Here is a 15,924-nt window from a genome sequence, read left to right on the forward strand (position 1 = left end):
CCTTTCATTGTAACGTAATTTAATGTTTAGCGTTGCTCGATCGGGATATATTTTGCATTAACCGGTCCAACGTAATCAGCGCGCGGACGGATCAAACGGTTATCTTGATATTGCTCGAGAATATGCGCGCTCCATCCGGAAACGCGGCTAATGGCAAAGATCGGTGTAAATAGGTCGCGCGGGATTTCCAGCGTCGTATAAACGGAAGCGGAGTAGAAGTCTACGTTCGGCTTCAAGCCCTTTTGCCCTGTAACCAGCTCTTCGATTTTGACAGACATTTCATACAGCTCCATATTGCCAGTCAGCTTGCCAAGCTCGCGGGACATTTTTTGCAAATGCTTCGCGCGCGGATCTCCGTTTTTGTAGACGCGGTGGCCGAAGCCCATAATTTTGTGTTTGTTCGCAAGCGCATTGTTAATAAAACTTTCGACGTTTGCGGCCGAACCGATTTCTTCAAGCATAACCATAACCGCTTCGTTCGCGCCGCCGTGCAAAGGACCCTTCAAAGCGCCGATTGCGGACGTTACGCCCGAATAGATGTCCGACAAAGTCGCAACCGTAACGCGAGCTGCAAATGTCGAAGCGTTCAGCTCATGGTCGGCATGAAGAACAAGCGCCTGATCAAGTGCTTTAACGGCTACTTCGGCAGGCTCGTTGCCTGTAAGCATATACAAGAAATTGTAGGCAATGGATACGCCTTGCTTCGGAGCTACAGGCTCTTTGCCTTCACGGATACGTGCGTACGCTGCAATTACCGTTGGCAGTTGCGCTTGTAATTTAATCGCTTTAAGCTGATTCGCTTCAAGGGACATATCGTTAGCGGAAGCATCATACAATGCCAAGCTGGAGACAGCCGTACGAAGAGCAGCCATCGAATTCGTGTCTTTCGGGTATAGCTTAATTTGATCAAGTACGCCTTGCGGAACAGCTGCAAATTGATCTAACTGCTTCTGCAGACCGTCTAATTCGGAACGATTAGGTAATTTACCGTACCAAAGCAGATAGGCGACCTCTTCAAAAGTAGCATTTGCTGCCAGGTCATCAATATCGATGCCACGGTACGTCAGAACTCCGTCAATGATTGAGCTGATGGAAGACGCCGCGGCGACGATTCCTTCCAGACCTTTAGTTGCTGTCATCGTTCTCTCTCCTTTAACATGGGTATAGTTAACATTAAATAGGGATTCATTATTTGTACCATCGCTTTTAATCATAAATGATTTTGGCAATGAAGTGAACAAATACAGACATAAAAATGCTTTATCGGCTTCATTAATATTTTTTTCGTTGCGAATTTTATCTTTTCGTGTCAAATGCTCCTGCTGCATTTTTCCCTATTCCCGCCATTTTTAGCCACGCCGTAAAACTATTTTTACTGAAACGAATATAATGGTAAAATGTCCAAAAGAGATTACCCCGAAAGTTACGTTCCTTGAATTCGAGTAAAATCTGTCGCATCGGAGGCGCTACATGACAGGACAACGCATCGGAATTATAGACATCGGCTCCAACTCTGTCCGGCTGGTCGTATACGAACAAACCGTGAACGGCGCTCATCGCGTAGCGGACAGCAGCAAGCAGCCTGCGCGGCTGAGCGAGCGGATTGACGAGGACGGCCGCCTTTCAGATGCAGCCATTGACGAATTGATCGACACGCTGCTCCATTTCACAATGATATGCACGCACAATCATACCGGCCAAGTTCGCGCGGTTGCTACTGCCGCCATTAGGAATGCAGCCAATCGGCCAGCCATTTTGGAACGGATAAAAACAGCGACCGGCTTAAAGATTGAATTATTATCAGGCGAAGAGGAGGCCTCTTACGGCTTCATTGGAATGATTAATTCGCTTCTTATTCGAGACGGCTTCTTAATCGATATCGGAGGCGGCAGCACAGAGCTTTCGTTATTCCGTAATCGCGCGTTAGTACGCAGCGTTTCGTTCCCGTTCGGCTGCGTTAGTCTTAATAAGCGTTTCGGAGCGAAGGGCATGCTGCAGGACGAAGGTTTAAGAGCGCTTGAGGCGCTCGTAACCGATGCGATCCGCCAGGAGAGCTGGATCGGCAACGCTCCCGGGCTGCCTTTGGTCGGTGTGGGAGGTACGGTAAGGGCGCTGGGCAAAATGCATCAGGCAGCTTATAAGTACCCCTTCCCGCAAACCCATAATTATCCGATTACAGGCGAACATGCAGACGAGCTATTTGATCAAATGCGCAAGCTGCCGCTGGATAAGAGACGCAAGCTGCCGGGCTTGTCCAAGGACCGCGCCGACGTAGTCGTTCCCGGCGTAGCTATTTTGCGCGCATTATTCCGTGCTGCCAAAGCGACTCACTATCGCATTTGCGGTGCCGGGCTGCGGGACGGCTTATTCCATGCGACCAGGTTCCGGAACCAGCCGAAGCTTGACGATGTGCTGGCTTACAGCATGAGCAACCTGATCGCATTGCATCCAGAGGCGCCTAAGCAGCACGTGATGCAGGTCAACCGGCTGGCACTTGAGCTTTACGACGTTCTCAATTTCGCCAATCCATTGCCGCCGCAAACGAGAGTGCTGCTGAATGCGGCTTCACAGCTATTCAGAATCGGTGCATCGATCGATTATTACGAGTACGCCAGACATTCCTTTTATCTCATCATTAACTCGCATTTAAACGGTCTCTCGCATCGCGAAATCATCATAACGGCCGCTATTGCCTCATACAAAAGCAAAAGCCGCGCCCGTCAGCATATTTCCGATTATAAGGAGCTGCTGAATGAAACCGATCTGGATGTCATTTATAAGCTTGGTACGCTCCTTCAGCTATCCGCGGCGTTAGACCGGACGGAAACGCAAGCCATCGGCCAATTGAACATCCAATTGAACGGAACGCAGCTGCTGCTGCGTCCCGTTCACCCTCGCGGCTCACTGGCGGTAGAATGCCGCGAGGTAGTTGAGCTTGGGGCTGAATTTAGAAAGCTGTGGGGAGTAACGCCCTTTTTAGACTATGCCGTTAAGCCCTGTCCTTCCACGACGAAATAACCTTTGCCTCGAATTGACTGCGGAACGGCTCGTTATTCTCACTCGAAATATGCTCATAAGTTCCATTTGGCTGCAGCTCACGCGCCTTAACGTTATCGTTAATGTTGAGCTGCAGCATTTTTATTAAGATTTGCCGCAGCGAGGTATCGAATACCGGACACATGAGCTCAATGCGGCGGGTCAGATTGCGCGTCATCCAATCTGCGCTGGACAAATATACTTCCTCTTCTCCGCCGTTATAGAAGTACATGATTCTCGAATGCTCGAGGAAACGGTCCACGATGCTGATGACCTGAATGTTCTCGCTCCTGCCGGGCACGCCCGGCCTGAGGCAGCATACCCCGCGGACGATAAGTACGATCTTCACGCCGGCCTGCGAGGCATCATACAGCTTATCGATCATTTCCTGATTCGACAAGGAGTTCATCTTGGCAATAATTCGAGCTGGCTTGCCAGCCATCGAATTCAAGCGCTCACGATCGATAAGTCGAAAAAGCTTTTCCTTCAAGTCGGTAGGAGCAACGCCGAAAGCCTTCCATTCATAAGGAGAGGAATAACCTGTCACCTCATTGAAAAGCGCCGAAGCGTCTCCTCCAATGATGGGATGAGAGGTAAATAAACCGATATCCGTATACAAGGTAGCCGTACTATCGTTGTAATTGCCTGTTCCGACATGTACATAACGGCGAAGCGTTCCCTGCTCGCGCCGAACGACAAGCAATATTTTGGCATGCGTCTTTAAACCAACTAACCCATACACGACGTGGCAGCCGGCCTTCTCGAGCTGACGGGCCCACGCAATATTCCGTTCCTCGTCAAACCTTGCCTTCAGCTCCACAACGACGGTCACCTGCTTACCCGATTCGGCTGCCTTCCCAAGCGCTTGTACTAGCGCAGACTGGCCGCTGACGCGATACAGCGTCATCTTTATCGCCAGTACGTCCGGATCGTATGCGGCCTGCATCACAAAATCGTTTACGGCATCGAATGATTCATAAGGGTGGTACATGAGTACGTCTCGCTGACGAATAACCTCGAACATATCATCGGTATCGTCAAACTCCCTTGGATATACCGGCTCCAGCTTCTCGTAGCGCAAATGCTCATAGCCCTGCAGCGCGCTGACGAACTTCATAAGGAAGCTCAAATCAAGGGGGCCGTCGATTTCGAATAAATTATCTTCGATCTCGAGCTCTTCCGTGAGCATTTCGAGTGCATAGGGATGCATGCCTTTCGCAACCTCGAGACGAACCGGAATTCCCCAGCGGCGGCGTCGCAGCTCCTTCTCGATTTCCTCCAGCAGATCCTCCGCATCCTCTTCATTCAAAGTGATGTCTGCGTCGCGGGTCAGCCGGAACGGACTAACCGAGAAAGGTATGTATCCATTAAACAACGTATCTATAAACTTCTCGATCAAATCCTCAAGAAGCACGAATTCCGTTTTTTTGCTGTTTGTTCTTCCAGGCACCGGTACAAACCTTGGCAAAATGGAAGGAACCTGCACGATGGCAAAGTAAGGCTCCTCCTCTGGAGGATCTCCCTCCTGCCGAAGCAGAACGGATAAATATAATTCCTTCGTATGAACAAGCGGAAACGGTCTGCTTTGATCGACTGCCATGGGCGTAAGAACAGGAAATACGATTTCGTGAAAATAGTCCGAAACCGCTTTCGTCTGCGTCACATTCAGCTCATCGATGGACCGAATGAAAATACCTTCCCGGCTCAAGCAGCGAAATACTTCCCGGTAGGTGCGGTATTGATCTAGCACCATCTGCGTCGCACGTTTTATCAATCTTTTCCATAGTCCCGGTGCCGTATAGCCAGTGAAATCGGTCTTCGTTAAACCCGCTCTCATCTGCATCTGTATACCTGCCACTCGCACGCTCATGAACTCATCAAGATTGCTTGTGACAATGGCCAAAAACTTCGTTCGTTCAAGCAAAGGATTGCTTGTATCTTGCGCTTCCTGCAGAACTCTTCGATTAAATTCGATCCAACTCAAATCGCGGTTTACATAGTTGGACATCTGCTTAGTCATTTCTCACGCCTCCTGAAAAGTTTGCAAGGCAAACTAACTTCGTAAGCCAAGAGCTCACTCTCACGATATGAATGGTTAAAAGATGCATTACTATTCTATTATGAGGTATGACTATTATTTCCATGTTAACCTTTTGTAAAAAGGACGTAAATATTAGAAGCGTCCGATTTTAAAATGACCGCCTCGCATTCTTTTTTCGATCCATTGAAGCATCAATTGACGGTAAAATGTACGCGTAGCGGGCAAAAGCAAAGTAATGCCTAGTATGTCTGAGAAAAAACCTGGCAGCAGCAATAAAAGTCCGCCCGCAACGACACAGATACCGTCCAACAGTGAACGGCCCGGAATTTGTCCGAGCTGTAATTGGTGCTGCGCCTCGCTCCATACCTTTCTTCCCTCTGCAAGCGACAAGAAAGCACCGGCTAATCCCATTATCATAAGAATTAAAAAAGCCGTCCAGCCTCCAAGCCAATTGCCTACCTGCAGTATGCCCCACAACTCCAAAAAGGGTAAAACAATAATTACAGCTAACAGCCATCTGTTCATGATTGATCCTCCTCAAAAGTTTTGCGAAGCAAAACTTACTTCGTAAGCATGAGCTTAGGTTTTGCGCAATCGCTCATATAAATCCGGTATCACCTTGTTTAATCGAGCTGGCTGCCATTGCTCGTTCACCCACACATGTTTCGTTCCTCCTTCGACTAACAGCTCGCCCGGCAGCTGTTCATCCGATGAGAGCAGCTTCTCATGAAAATCTGTTTGTGTTACTCTTCTTACCTGTGATTCAAAGGTAACGCGCAGAGGCGAACATTCCGAAATACGCGTACATACAAGAACGGTATCATCATAACGAGCAGGAAGGATATAACGGCATTGCAAATCAACGACCGGGAGCAGCAGTCCTTTCTTCTCGATCGTCTTATAGTCATAGCCGGCATTTCTTATCCATTCCGTACGTCCAACTTCAAACCAAGTTACATAATTGCCGTGAAAAACGACGCCCATTTGATCCGTTTCTTGATACCGGACGCGAAGCGGATGCAAGAACCAACTGCTGGTTACGCTCATGATGCTCCTCCTTCGAAAGTGCGGGGTTAACAAAAAGCGACGGTGAGATCACCATCGCTTTCGCATTTGCTCGTTATGATTTGTTTCCCGATGAGAATTGTTATTTACAGAACCTTCGATTGGCCGTGATAGATCACGCCGGTTTCGCCGTAAATGGTCACTTCCATATCATCCTGAAGCAGCTCTGTCGCGTTCGATACTCCAAGAATAACAGGGATGCCAAGGTTAAGACCAACAACCGCGGCATGGCTTGTAATGCCGCCTTGCTCTGTGATAACCGCTGCCGCTTTCTCGAATGCAGGCATATATTCTTTGTCTGTCGAAACCGCTACAAGAATGGAGCCTTGCGTCGTTTTCGCGATTGCTTCTTGAGGCGTGCGGGCAACAACAATTTTACCGGTTGCGGTTTGACTTCCGATACCTTGTCCTTGCGCCAAAAGCTCACCGATGTGGTGAATTTTGATCAGGTTCGTTGTTCCGGAGCGGCCAACAGGTACGCCTGCTGTAATCACGACTGTGTCGCCCAAGCTTAGGAAGCCCGTGCTCATACCGCCTTTTACAGCATTTTCGAACATCTCGTCCGTTGTAGCGGCATCTGGACCCAATACAGCGAATACGCCCCAAATGAGTGAAAGACGACGCAGCACCTTTTCATCCGTCGTTACAGCAATAATCGGAGACTTAGGCTTGTACTTCGACACCATGCGAGCCGTAAAACCGCTTTGCGTAGAAGTAATAATCGCTTTCGCGCGCAGATCAAGCGCAGAGTTCGCAACGGCTTGGCTAATGGCTTCCGTAACGGTCGTTTGTTGAGCATTGGCTTGCTTCGTGAAAATCTCACGGTATTCCAAAGCATTCTCAGCACGCTCCGCGATACGAGCCATCGTCTGCACCGATTCGACCGGATAACGGCCTGCTGCCGTTTCGCCGGAGAGCATGATTGCGTCCGTGCCGTCGAAGATCGCATTCGCTACGTCACTTGCTTCGGCACGGGTCGGACGAGGATTGCGCTGCATGGAATCCAGCATTTGAGTAGCCGTGATAACCGGTTTTCCTACGCGATTGCCTTTTTTAATCATGTTCTTTTGAACGAGCGGAACTTCCTCGGCTGGAATTTCTACGCCAAGGTCGCCGCGCGCAACCATCAGACCGTCGGACACTTCAAGAATTTCATCCAGATTGTCAACGCCTTCTTGGTTTTCGATCTTTGAAATGATTTGGATATGTCCTGCGTCATGGCGCTCAAGAAGCTCACGAATCTCCAGCACGTCGCTAGCTTTGCGCACGAAGGAAGCCGCGATAAAATCAACGCCTTGCTCGATACCGAATACGATATCATTGGCATCTTTCTCCGTAATACCAGGCAAAGAAATTTTCACGCCAGGTACGTTTACGCCTTTTTTGCTTTTGATCGGCCCGCTGTTTACAATACGGCAAATGATCTCTGTGCCTTGCACTTCTTCTACCGTCAAGCCGATCAAACCATCGTCGATCAAAATAGTCGAGCCAACGGATACATCGTTTGGAAGATTGTTGTATGTAATCGGAACGCGATTACGATCGCCCAAAATCTCTTCTGTAGTAAGTGTAATGGTCTCGCCTTGATTAAGTTCAATCGGCTCTTCCTTCAGCTTGCCAAGACGAATTTCAGGTCCTTTCGTATCAAGCAACACGGCAACTGAAGTACCCAGCTCTGCATTTGCAAGGCGAATGTTCTTGATACGGTTACCGTGCTCCTCGAAATCTCCGTGGGAGAAGTTAAGACGGGCAACGTTCATTCCTGCTTTGATGAGTTTCTTTGTGTTTTCCAACGATTCGCTGGATGGTCCGATAGTACAAACGATTTTTGTTTTACGCATGTTAAATTTCCTCCGTCAAATGCCTGATATTCTATTATATACTGACACGATCCTCCACTGCATATGCAGTGGAAAATTGTACACGTTGTTACTGTGCGGTCGGAGCCGCTTCTGGAGTCTGCTCAGCCGATTGTGCAATTTCGCTGATTCTGTCAACCGTACTTGCTTCCTGCGCAGATGCGCTGGAAGTCTCCGTTGACTGCTGCTGGGCTATCCGGAACTGGCCTACTTTCCGGAATTTATTGTAGCGATCCTCGATAAGCTGCTCTGCATTCATCGGTAATAGCTCCTGAAGATGCTGCCATAGCTTATCCTTAATTTGTTCAGCCTGAAATTCTAAATCTTTGTGAGCGCCGCCCTGCGGTTCTGCAATGATATCCTCAATAACGCCGAATTCCAGCAAATCCTTCGCTGTAATTTTCATCGCTTCGGCAGCTTGATCCGCCCTGGACGCATCCTTCCACAGAATGGATGCCGCGCCGTTTGGAGAAATAGCGCTATAAATCGCATTTTCCAGCATTAATACCCGGTTGCCCACACCTAAAGCTAACGCGCCGCCGCTGCCGCCTTCACCTATAACGATGCAAATGATAGGCACGCCGAAGCCGGCCATCTCCCGGAGGTTGCGAGCAATCGCTTCTGATTGTCCGCGCTCCTCGGCGGTTTTGCCCGGATATGCGCCCTTCGTATCAATAAAGGTAATAATTGGCCGCTTAAACTTGTTGGCTTGCTCCATAAACCGAAGCGCCTTGCGAAAGCCCTCTGGATGAGGGCTGCCGAAGAAACGAGCAATATTCTCACGCGTATCCTTGCCTCGCTGATGGCCAATTACAGTAACTGGAACACCATTAAGCTTAGCAAGACCGCCTACGATAGCAAGATCATCGGCAAACAGACGATCGCCGTGCAGTTCCATAAAATCGGTAAACACCGTTTGGATGAAATCAAGCGACGTTGGCCGCTGATGATGACGGGCCATATGCATTTTTTGTGCTGGCGTAAGCTCGTTATAAAGCTCATCCTCAAGCTGCTTGCATTTCTGCTCCAAGCGTATTATTTCTTCCGAGAAGTCAATCCCCTTCTCCACGCTTAAGTTCTTCAGCTCTGTAATCTTTTGCCGGAAATCGTTCAGCGGTTTCTCAAAAGGCAGCTCACCCGCCATAGGATGTTTCCTCCCTTACGCAATGCATATCAAGCAGCTTTGCTAACGTAGGCTTCATGTCTTTGCGGTGTACGACTTTATCCAACTGGCCATGTTGCAAATTAAACTCTGCCGTTTGGAAATCATCAGGCAGCTTCTGGCGAATCGTTTGTTCGATGACAATACGTCCGGCAAAACCGATTAATGCGCCAGGCTCGGCCAAATTATAATCGCCCAAGCTCGCAAAGCTTGCTGAAACCCCGCCCGTAGTAGGATCTGTGAAAATGGAAATAAACAAACCGCCGGCGCCTTGAAATTTAGAGAGCGCAGCGCTCGTTTTCGCCATTTGCATAAGGCTTAAAATACTCTCTTGCATCCGGGCGCCGCCAGACGTAGAGAAAATAAGAAGCGGCAGCTGCTTGGCATGAGCCGCTTCGATTGCTCTAGTAATCTTCTCTCCGACGACTGAACCCATACTCCCGGTGAAAAAATCAAAGCTCATAACCGCTACGACAACTGGAAAACCGCCGATCGTGCCTTCTCCCGTTATAACAGCTTCTCGCAGGTTCGACTTGCTTTTCTGCTGCTCAAGCTTACTTGCATAACCAGGAAATGCAAGAGGATCGATGGATTCCATATTCGCATCATACTCGAGCAGATGCCCATCATCGAGCGTTATGCCGATCCTTTCCCATGCGCTTAGCCGGAAATGATGGCCGCAGGAGGAGCAAACCTTTAAATTCTTTTCCAATTCTTTGCTGTACTGAATCGTGCCGCACTTCGAGCACTTATTCATCAAACCTTCCGGAATATCCCGCTTGCGCGGCTCCGAAGGTATCGTCGCATATTTCTTCTTCGTAAATAAGTCCTTTATTTGCACGTGTGACACCTCTCAAGGCGCAATAGTATAGAGCAGTCTACCATCATGGCCGCATTATGGAGTTAAACACTTCCTGTACTTCCTCCAGTTCGCCTGACGGAACTAGTATCTCGTATTGCTGTTTTGACAGATTAACGGAGCGGATCTTCACCAAAAAACCTTCCTCCGTAAGCCGCTTCTTGATGTTATCTGCGATTTTTGCTGTTGGTGCGATATAAATGACCGTCCACATCATGGTACCTCCTGAAAACTTTGCTAACGCAAAGTTCACTTACTAAGCATAGCTATTTCCCGGTAACTGGCCATATGATGTCATAATGATACCATAGTCATGGGGAATCCGGCAAATCATATCGGATCGCTTTCGGGTCCTGATGTGCAATGCGGGCAGATGCGGCGGCCGCTAATCCTGCAACCAAGTCGTCCAAAAATACATGAATTCGTTCGCCCTTCAAATTCAACTGACGAATAATACCGGGTTTTACTTTATCCAAATATCCGAAGCTCGTCAATCCGATCATGCCGTAAACATTCGTAATGCCAAGCGCCAGCGTTTCATCAACACCGTATAGCGACTCATCGTTTTCCATAATCGACTGCAAGGGCTCAGGCAGCAGTCTTCGTTCAGCTAATTCATCTAGAGCTATGCCGGTATACATGACATATTGCACCTCGCGCTTCGCAAGCACCGCTCTGACGCTCTCCTCGCATTCCTCCAACGTCAAATCCCCGTTATAAGGGCGCTGCAGCGTATACACGATCTTCGTCACATCATCAACCGAAACTCCCCGTTTCAAGAGCCATTTCTCGATACCCGTCATAAGCCCCATCCCTCCCGCAACTGCTTGTACGTTCATTTCGGAAACATAAGCATAAGCGGTTGAGGCCGACCCATGGCCGCCAATCGAACTCCTTGGCTATTAAAGCCATCTCCGCTTGTATCTCTAAACATATGCGGGTACAAGCATTGACGTGCCTATGAAATGCAATTGTTCGCGAGTTTTTTTGATTCATCCGTTATCTTACGACTATCGTACCTTTGCCGAGCAGCTCCTCAATAGCTGAGATCAGCTGCGGCGAAGGCTTTACGCGGTAGCTGTCGCTTAGCTCGATCGACTTCTGACCCTGCTCGTAAAATAGAACCGTGCCAAGCTGGCCGGCATGGCCTGCCAGCAGCTCTTTGAGCTTGGCTAATATTACAGGCTGTTCATTCGCCGCAACGATTTTAATATAAACCCGCTGGGGCTTTCGCTCTCCGTCCATTCGTCGAGCCTTATCGTTTTCTTGCTTGATCCCGGCAACTGCGGGGGAAGCGCTGCGCGCTGCGCGGGCATGCGCTTGCTTCTGCAGACGCCGCACATGCTCTCCCAGGTTCATTGCGACGCTGTCAAGCGGTACGACATCCTCGATAATAAGCTTAAAGTCATCGTCCTGTTGTTGAACGGTCGCCTGAACGATCGCAAGGCCGCCTTTCTCCAGTTTGCTTTCCACCCGCTTCCAGACCGACGGAAACACGACCGCCTCCACACGCATGATGCGATCCTCTACCTCAAGGAAGCCCATGGCATGTCCTTTCTTGTTCGTAAACGGCTTCACAGAAACGAGCATGACGCCGACGATCGCGATCATACCGTCCTTCGCATCGCTCAGCTCGACCAGCCGATCGAGACCGAGGCTCGCGAGCTGCTGCTCCGCTGCATCGAGCGGGTGTCCCGATAAATACAGACCAAGCAGCTCCCGCTCAAAATCCAACTGCTGCACCTTCGTATAAGGGCGGATATCAGGAAGCTCGACATCCCAATTTTGCACCTCGTCAAAGCCGAACATTTCGATTTGCAACTCTTCGCGCTCCTTACGCCATTTGACCGCGGCCTCCACTGTTTCCTCAAGGGCCGCTAGCAGCTGTGCCCGATGGCCGGGAAGCGAGTCACAGGCTCCTGCTTGAATAAGCGATTCCAGCACACGCTTATTCACCACACGCAAATCGACGCGCTGGCACAAATCAAGCAAGCTTTCGAAAGGCCGTTCCCCTCGTTCCTTCCGGAGCGCTTCGATGGCCTGCGTACCGACGTTCTTGATCGCGGCAAGCCCGAAACGAACGGCTTTATCGACAGGGGCAAAGGAAACGCCGCTTTCATTAACATCCGGCGGCAACACCTCGATGCCCATTCGCCTGCATTCATCGACATACTCGGCCGTCTTGCGCTGGTTGCCGGTCACCGATGCCAGCATCGAAGCCATAAATGGAACGGGATAATGAGCTTTCAGCCATGCCGTCTGAAAGGCAAGCACGCCGTAAGCTGCGGCATGCGCTCGTGGAAAGCCGTAATCGGCGAAACGCACGATCATATCGTATACATGATTCGCATCCGCTTCCGAATATCCCTGCCCCAGGCTTCCCTTTACGAAGTGCGCCCTTTCCTCGTCAAGCACCTCGCGTTTTTTCTTCGATACGGCGCGGCGCAGCAGATCGGCCTCTCCAAGCGAAAAACCCGCCATTAATGAAGCAATCTGCATAATTTGCTCCTGGTACACGATAATGCCGTACGTGTCGGAAAGGACGGGCTCAAGCGTGGGATGCGGATACTCTACCGTAACCAATCCATGCTTACCTTGAATGTATTTCGGTATAAACTCCATCGGACCCGGACGGTACAAAGCAAGCACCGAAACGATGTCCTCGAACCCGGTCGGCTTCATATCCTTGAGGACGCGCCTGACTCCGGCAGACTCCAGCTGGAATATGCCGGTAGTGTCCCCGCGTCCCAGCATGGCATACGTTTCCGGGTCGGCATCATTTATCATACGGAAGTCGATTTCCTTATAATATTGCTCCTTCACCCAATCAAGCGCCCGCTCTAATATCGATAAGGTCCGCAAGCCGAGAAAATCCATTTTGAGCAAGCCTACCGCTTCTAAATGCTCCATCGAATATTGCGTAAGAGGAATGCGCTCGCTTCCCGCCTGAAGCGGCGAATAATGCGTTAACGGCTCCTGCGAAATGACGACGCCGGCTGCATGCGTCGAAGCATGCCGCGGCATCCCTTCCACCTTTACGGCCATCTCAAGCATGGCAGCGGTCTTCGGCTGACGCCCGCTTGCCTCGCGCAGTTCCGTGCTGGTGCGAAGCGCATCCGCCAGCGTAATGCCCAATTGATTCGGGATGAGCTTCGCCGCGCGATCGACCTCCTGAAACGGAACGTTCATCGCTCTTCCGACATCCCGCACGGCTGCTTTGGCAGCCATCGTGCCGAACGTAATGATTTGCGCTACATGCTCATCGCCGTATTTGGCGGCGACGTATGCAATAACCTCATCGCGGCGCTCATCGTTGAAGTCGATGTCGATATCCGGCATCGAGATCCGTTCCGGATTGAGGAAGCGTTCGAACAACAGCTTATACTTCAGCGGATCGACATCCGTGATGCGAAGCGCATAAGCAACCAAGCTTCCAGCGGATGAGCCCCTTCCCGGTCCCGTTCGGATGCCTTGTTCATGGGCAAAGCGCACGAAATCCCATACGATTAGAAAGTAATCGCTGAAGCCCATATTGTCGATAACGGAAAGCTCGTAGGCCAGCCGCTTCTCCGCCTTCTCGCGATAGTCCGTATCGGTTGCCCATTCGGGAAAACCCGCATATCGCGCAATCAATCCGTCGCGGCAAAGCGCCGCTAAATAATCGGATGAACTCATGCCCTCCGGCACCGGCCTGAATACCGGAAGGGCCGCGCGTCCAAGCGTCAGCTCGAGCTCGCATTTACCGGCAATTTCAACCGTATTCGCAAGCGCTTCCGGCACATGCCGGTACAATAGCGCCATTTCGTCCGCGCTTTTCAAATATAGCTGATCGGTCAGCATGCGCATGCGATCCGTATCGTCGACCGTTTTCCCCGTACCGATGCATAGAAGCACATCCTGAACAGCCGCGTCCTCGGCTCTTAAGTAATGAACGTCATTGGTTGCAGCCAGCTTAATGCCGGTCTCGCGAGATAGTTCGATCATCGCCGCAGCGACCTTCTTCTGATCCAGCATGCCGTGATCCTGCAGCTCCAAATAAAAGTCGTCACCGAATATTTCCTTGTAACGCATTGCGGCTTGCTTCGCTTCTTCCCGGCGATCATACAGCAAATGCTGCGATATTTCCCCCTTCAAGCAAGAGCTCAAACATATAAGCCCCTCAGAGTGCTCTCGCAGCGCCTCCAAATCGACTCTAGGCTTGTAATGGAAGCCTTCCAAATGTCCGATCGTGTTCAGCTTCATCAGATTGCGGTAGCCGGTTTCGTTTTTGGCAAGAACGATAAGATGATAAATCGGGTTATCCTTGCGGTTCCCCTTCTCAAAACGGGAGCCGGCCGTCAAATAGAGCTCGCAGCCGATGATCGGCTTTATGCCTTGGGCCCGGCAAGCACGGTAGAAGGGCACCGTCCCGTACATGACCCCGTGATCGGTCAACGCGAGCGCCTTCATGCCAAGCTCGGCGGCTCTCGCCGCCAGGTCGCGGATTCTTGCGGCGCCGTCTAACAGGCTATATTCGCTGTGTACGTGCAAATGCACGAATGACTGTTGGTTCGTACCGCTCATCGCAACCGTTCCTTTCCGCGTCGTCCGAATTAGTTCCTTCTATTTTATCATAATAAAGGCGGACACGCCCATAGAATGGTAGCAGGCTGTACTTTGAGGAGGTTTAACCATGAGCTATTTTTTGTCCAAGGCCGGACTTGATTTCTTTATAGCGTTCGGTGTCGTCATTGGGGGCTCGATGCTGGCAGGCATTGGCTCGGTATTCATGCTGCTGCCGCCTGCGACTACGATGGTCGATACGGCTGCCAGACTGAAAATTTGGGCCATCGTAGCAGCGATCGGCGGATCGATCGATCCCGTTCGCGTCATTGAGAGCAATATCACGGCAGGCCATTTGTCGCCGGCAGCGCAGCAGATTTGCTTTATTCTTATCGCATTTCTCGGCGCGCATCTCGGTACAGAGCTGGTTCGCCTTATATGCAAGGGAGCCGTCTAAAAATGCGTGTGCCGCCATTTGACCGTTACATAAGGGGATTGCAGCTGGTTGGGGTGCTGATTCTCGGAATGATCATCGGGGCAATCATTTATAACTCGCTTTATGTGGTGGAATTCCAAGCGTTAATTACCTTAAAGAGCGAGCTGGAGGAGAAGCTGGAGCAATATGAGAATGACATCAAAGGTTTAAAGCAATTCAAAAATCAGCATACAGTCATTAAAAGTGTTTTGCCGCGAATTGAAAAGGAAGCCGGACAAGACACAGGCAGACCAAAGCTTGACCAAGTAACTGAGGCCGAGCTTATCACACGAATAAAGAAAGACCTCAGCAGTTTTCTAGGACAGAGTATTTACAAAATCGATTCTGACGCGCAATTTGCCCGCAAGGTGCTGGACAAGAAGGTTTATACCGATGTATACGGCAAGGATTACGAGATTGAAGTAAAAACCATACTCGTTGTAGACAACGTCCTGCAAGTATGGGTGATCGTCCGTAATTATGCGAGACCTCCTTCCTAAGCACATTGCAGCTTTTTCTGGTACAATAGAGCCTGTCTGCTTTCGCAATTAAAGCTGCTACTACATAATTCAAAGGAGCTATTTTGTCATGGATCAGCTTATGCAATGGCTATTCGCGCCGGGCATCTTTATTTCACTCGTGCTTTCGGCCGTCTTCAGTTTCAAATCCCGTCGTTCCACGGATGCCAGAACAAGGGGATTATTCACCGCCAGAATGAATATCAGCATGGGGATCATGCTGTTGTTTATTGCGCTCGTTCAGCTGTTCCTGTCCGGCGAATCTACGCTTCGTATCGTCATTGGCGCCGTGTTCATGGTGCTCGGCGTGTTCAATCTATTTGCCGGACTCCGCAATCTCAGTCTCTACCGCACAACAAGAGGCTAA

General features: G+C 50.2%; 14 protein-coding genes. 4 read left to right on the forward strand and 10 right to left on the reverse strand.

What is annotated here, in order from left to right; all coding sequences use genetic code 11:
* Window positions 1-26 precede the first annotated feature (26 nt).
* A complete protein-coding gene (gene citZ / locus L1N85_RS02785; RefSeq protein ID WP_235234655.1) occupies window positions 27-1,139 on the reverse strand; it encodes a citrate synthase in 1,113 nt (370 codons plus the stop codon).
* Between the two features lie 331 nt (window positions 1,140-1,470).
* Here citZ and L1N85_RS02790 point away from each other — a divergent pair, with 331 nt between their 5' ends.
* On the forward strand, window positions 1,471-3,018 hold the full coding sequence (locus L1N85_RS02790) for a Ppx/GppA phosphatase family protein (protein WP_235234656.1): 1,548 nt from the start codon (window positions 1,471-1,473) through the stop codon (window positions 3,016-3,018).
* Here the strand turns inward: L1N85_RS02790 and ppk1 are convergent.
* The 9 genes from ppk1 to L1N85_RS02835 form a co-directional block, all read right to left on the reverse strand.
* Window positions 2,990-5,056, reverse strand: a complete 2,067-nt coding sequence (ppk1, locus tag L1N85_RS02795) for a polyphosphate kinase 1 (RefSeq protein WP_235234657.1) — start codon at window positions 5,054-5,056, stop codon at window positions 2,990-2,992. The two genes, L1N85_RS02790 and ppk1, sit on opposite strands and share 29 nt — an antisense overlap.
* A 153-nt stretch (window positions 5,057-5,209) precedes the next feature.
* A complete protein-coding gene (locus L1N85_RS02800; RefSeq protein WP_235234658.1) occupies window positions 5,210-5,602 on the reverse strand; it encodes an FxsA family protein in 393 nt (130 codons plus the stop codon).
* A 54-nt stretch (window positions 5,603-5,656) separates the two neighbouring features.
* Window positions 5,657-6,124, reverse strand: coding sequence for an acyl-CoA thioesterase (locus tag L1N85_RS02805; RefSeq protein WP_235234659.1), 468 nt, complete (start codon window positions 6,122-6,124; stop codon window positions 5,657-5,659).
* A 104-nt stretch (window positions 6,125-6,228) separates the two neighbouring features.
* A complete protein-coding gene (gene pyk / locus L1N85_RS02810) occupies window positions 6,229-7,983 on the reverse strand; it encodes a pyruvate kinase (RefSeq protein WP_235234660.1) in 1,755 nt (584 codons plus the stop codon).
* A gap of 88 nt (window positions 7,984-8,071) precedes the next feature.
* A complete protein-coding gene (locus L1N85_RS02815) occupies window positions 8,072-9,145 on the reverse strand; it encodes an acetyl-CoA carboxylase carboxyltransferase subunit alpha (RefSeq protein WP_235234661.1) in 1,074 nt (357 codons plus the stop codon).
* A complete protein-coding gene (gene accD / locus L1N85_RS02820) occupies window positions 9,135-10,004 on the reverse strand; it encodes an acetyl-CoA carboxylase, carboxyltransferase subunit beta (RefSeq protein ID WP_235234662.1) in 870 nt (289 codons plus the stop codon). Before accD ends, L1N85_RS02815 begins: the two co-directional genes overlap by 11 nt.
* A 43-nt stretch (window positions 10,005-10,047) precedes the next feature.
* The gene (locus tag L1N85_RS02825; RefSeq protein ID WP_102713806.1) at window positions 10,048-10,236 is read right to left on the reverse strand and encodes a glutamate decarboxylase; all 189 of its coding nucleotides are present in this window, start codon (window positions 10,234-10,236) and stop codon (window positions 10,048-10,050) included.
* A gap of 97 nt (window positions 10,237-10,333) precedes the next feature.
* Window positions 10,334-10,825 carry a phosphatidylglycerophosphatase A family protein gene (locus L1N85_RS02830; protein WP_235234663.1) on the reverse strand — a complete coding sequence of 164 codons (492 nt, stop codon included), beginning with the start codon at window positions 10,823-10,825 and terminating at the stop codon, window positions 10,334-10,336.
* A 196-nt stretch (window positions 10,826-11,021) separates the two neighbouring features.
* Window positions 11,022-14,585 (reverse strand): DNA polymerase III subunit alpha, encoded by a 3,564-nt coding sequence (locus L1N85_RS02835; protein WP_235234664.1) that lies wholly within the window; start codon window positions 14,583-14,585, stop codon window positions 11,022-11,024.
* Window positions 14,586-14,694: 109 nt separating this feature from the next.
* Here L1N85_RS02835 and L1N85_RS02840 point away from each other — a divergent pair, with 109 nt between their 5' ends.
* The 3 genes from L1N85_RS02840 to L1N85_RS02850 all read left to right on the forward strand — a co-directional run bounded on the left by L1N85_RS02840 (window position 14,695) and on the right by L1N85_RS02850 (window position 15,924).
* On the forward strand, window positions 14,695-15,021 hold the full coding sequence (locus L1N85_RS02840) for a YtrH family sporulation protein (protein ID WP_235234665.1): 327 nt from the start codon (window positions 14,695-14,697) through the stop codon (window positions 15,019-15,021).
* Between the two features lie 2 nt (window positions 15,022-15,023).
* Complete coding sequence (locus L1N85_RS02845; protein WP_235234666.1) at window positions 15,024-15,539, forward strand: hypothetical protein; 516 nt, start codon at window positions 15,024-15,026, stop codon at window positions 15,537-15,539.
* 88 nt (window positions 15,540-15,627) lie between these two features.
* Entirely contained in the window at window positions 15,628-15,924 is a 297-nt protein-coding gene (locus tag L1N85_RS02850) for a YtpI family protein (RefSeq protein WP_235234667.1), read from the forward strand.

It is taken from the genome of Paenibacillus alkaliterrae (assembly GCF_021532375.1).
GTDB lineage: Bacteria > Bacillota > Bacilli > Paenibacillales > Paenibacillaceae > Pristimantibacillus > Pristimantibacillus alkaliterrae.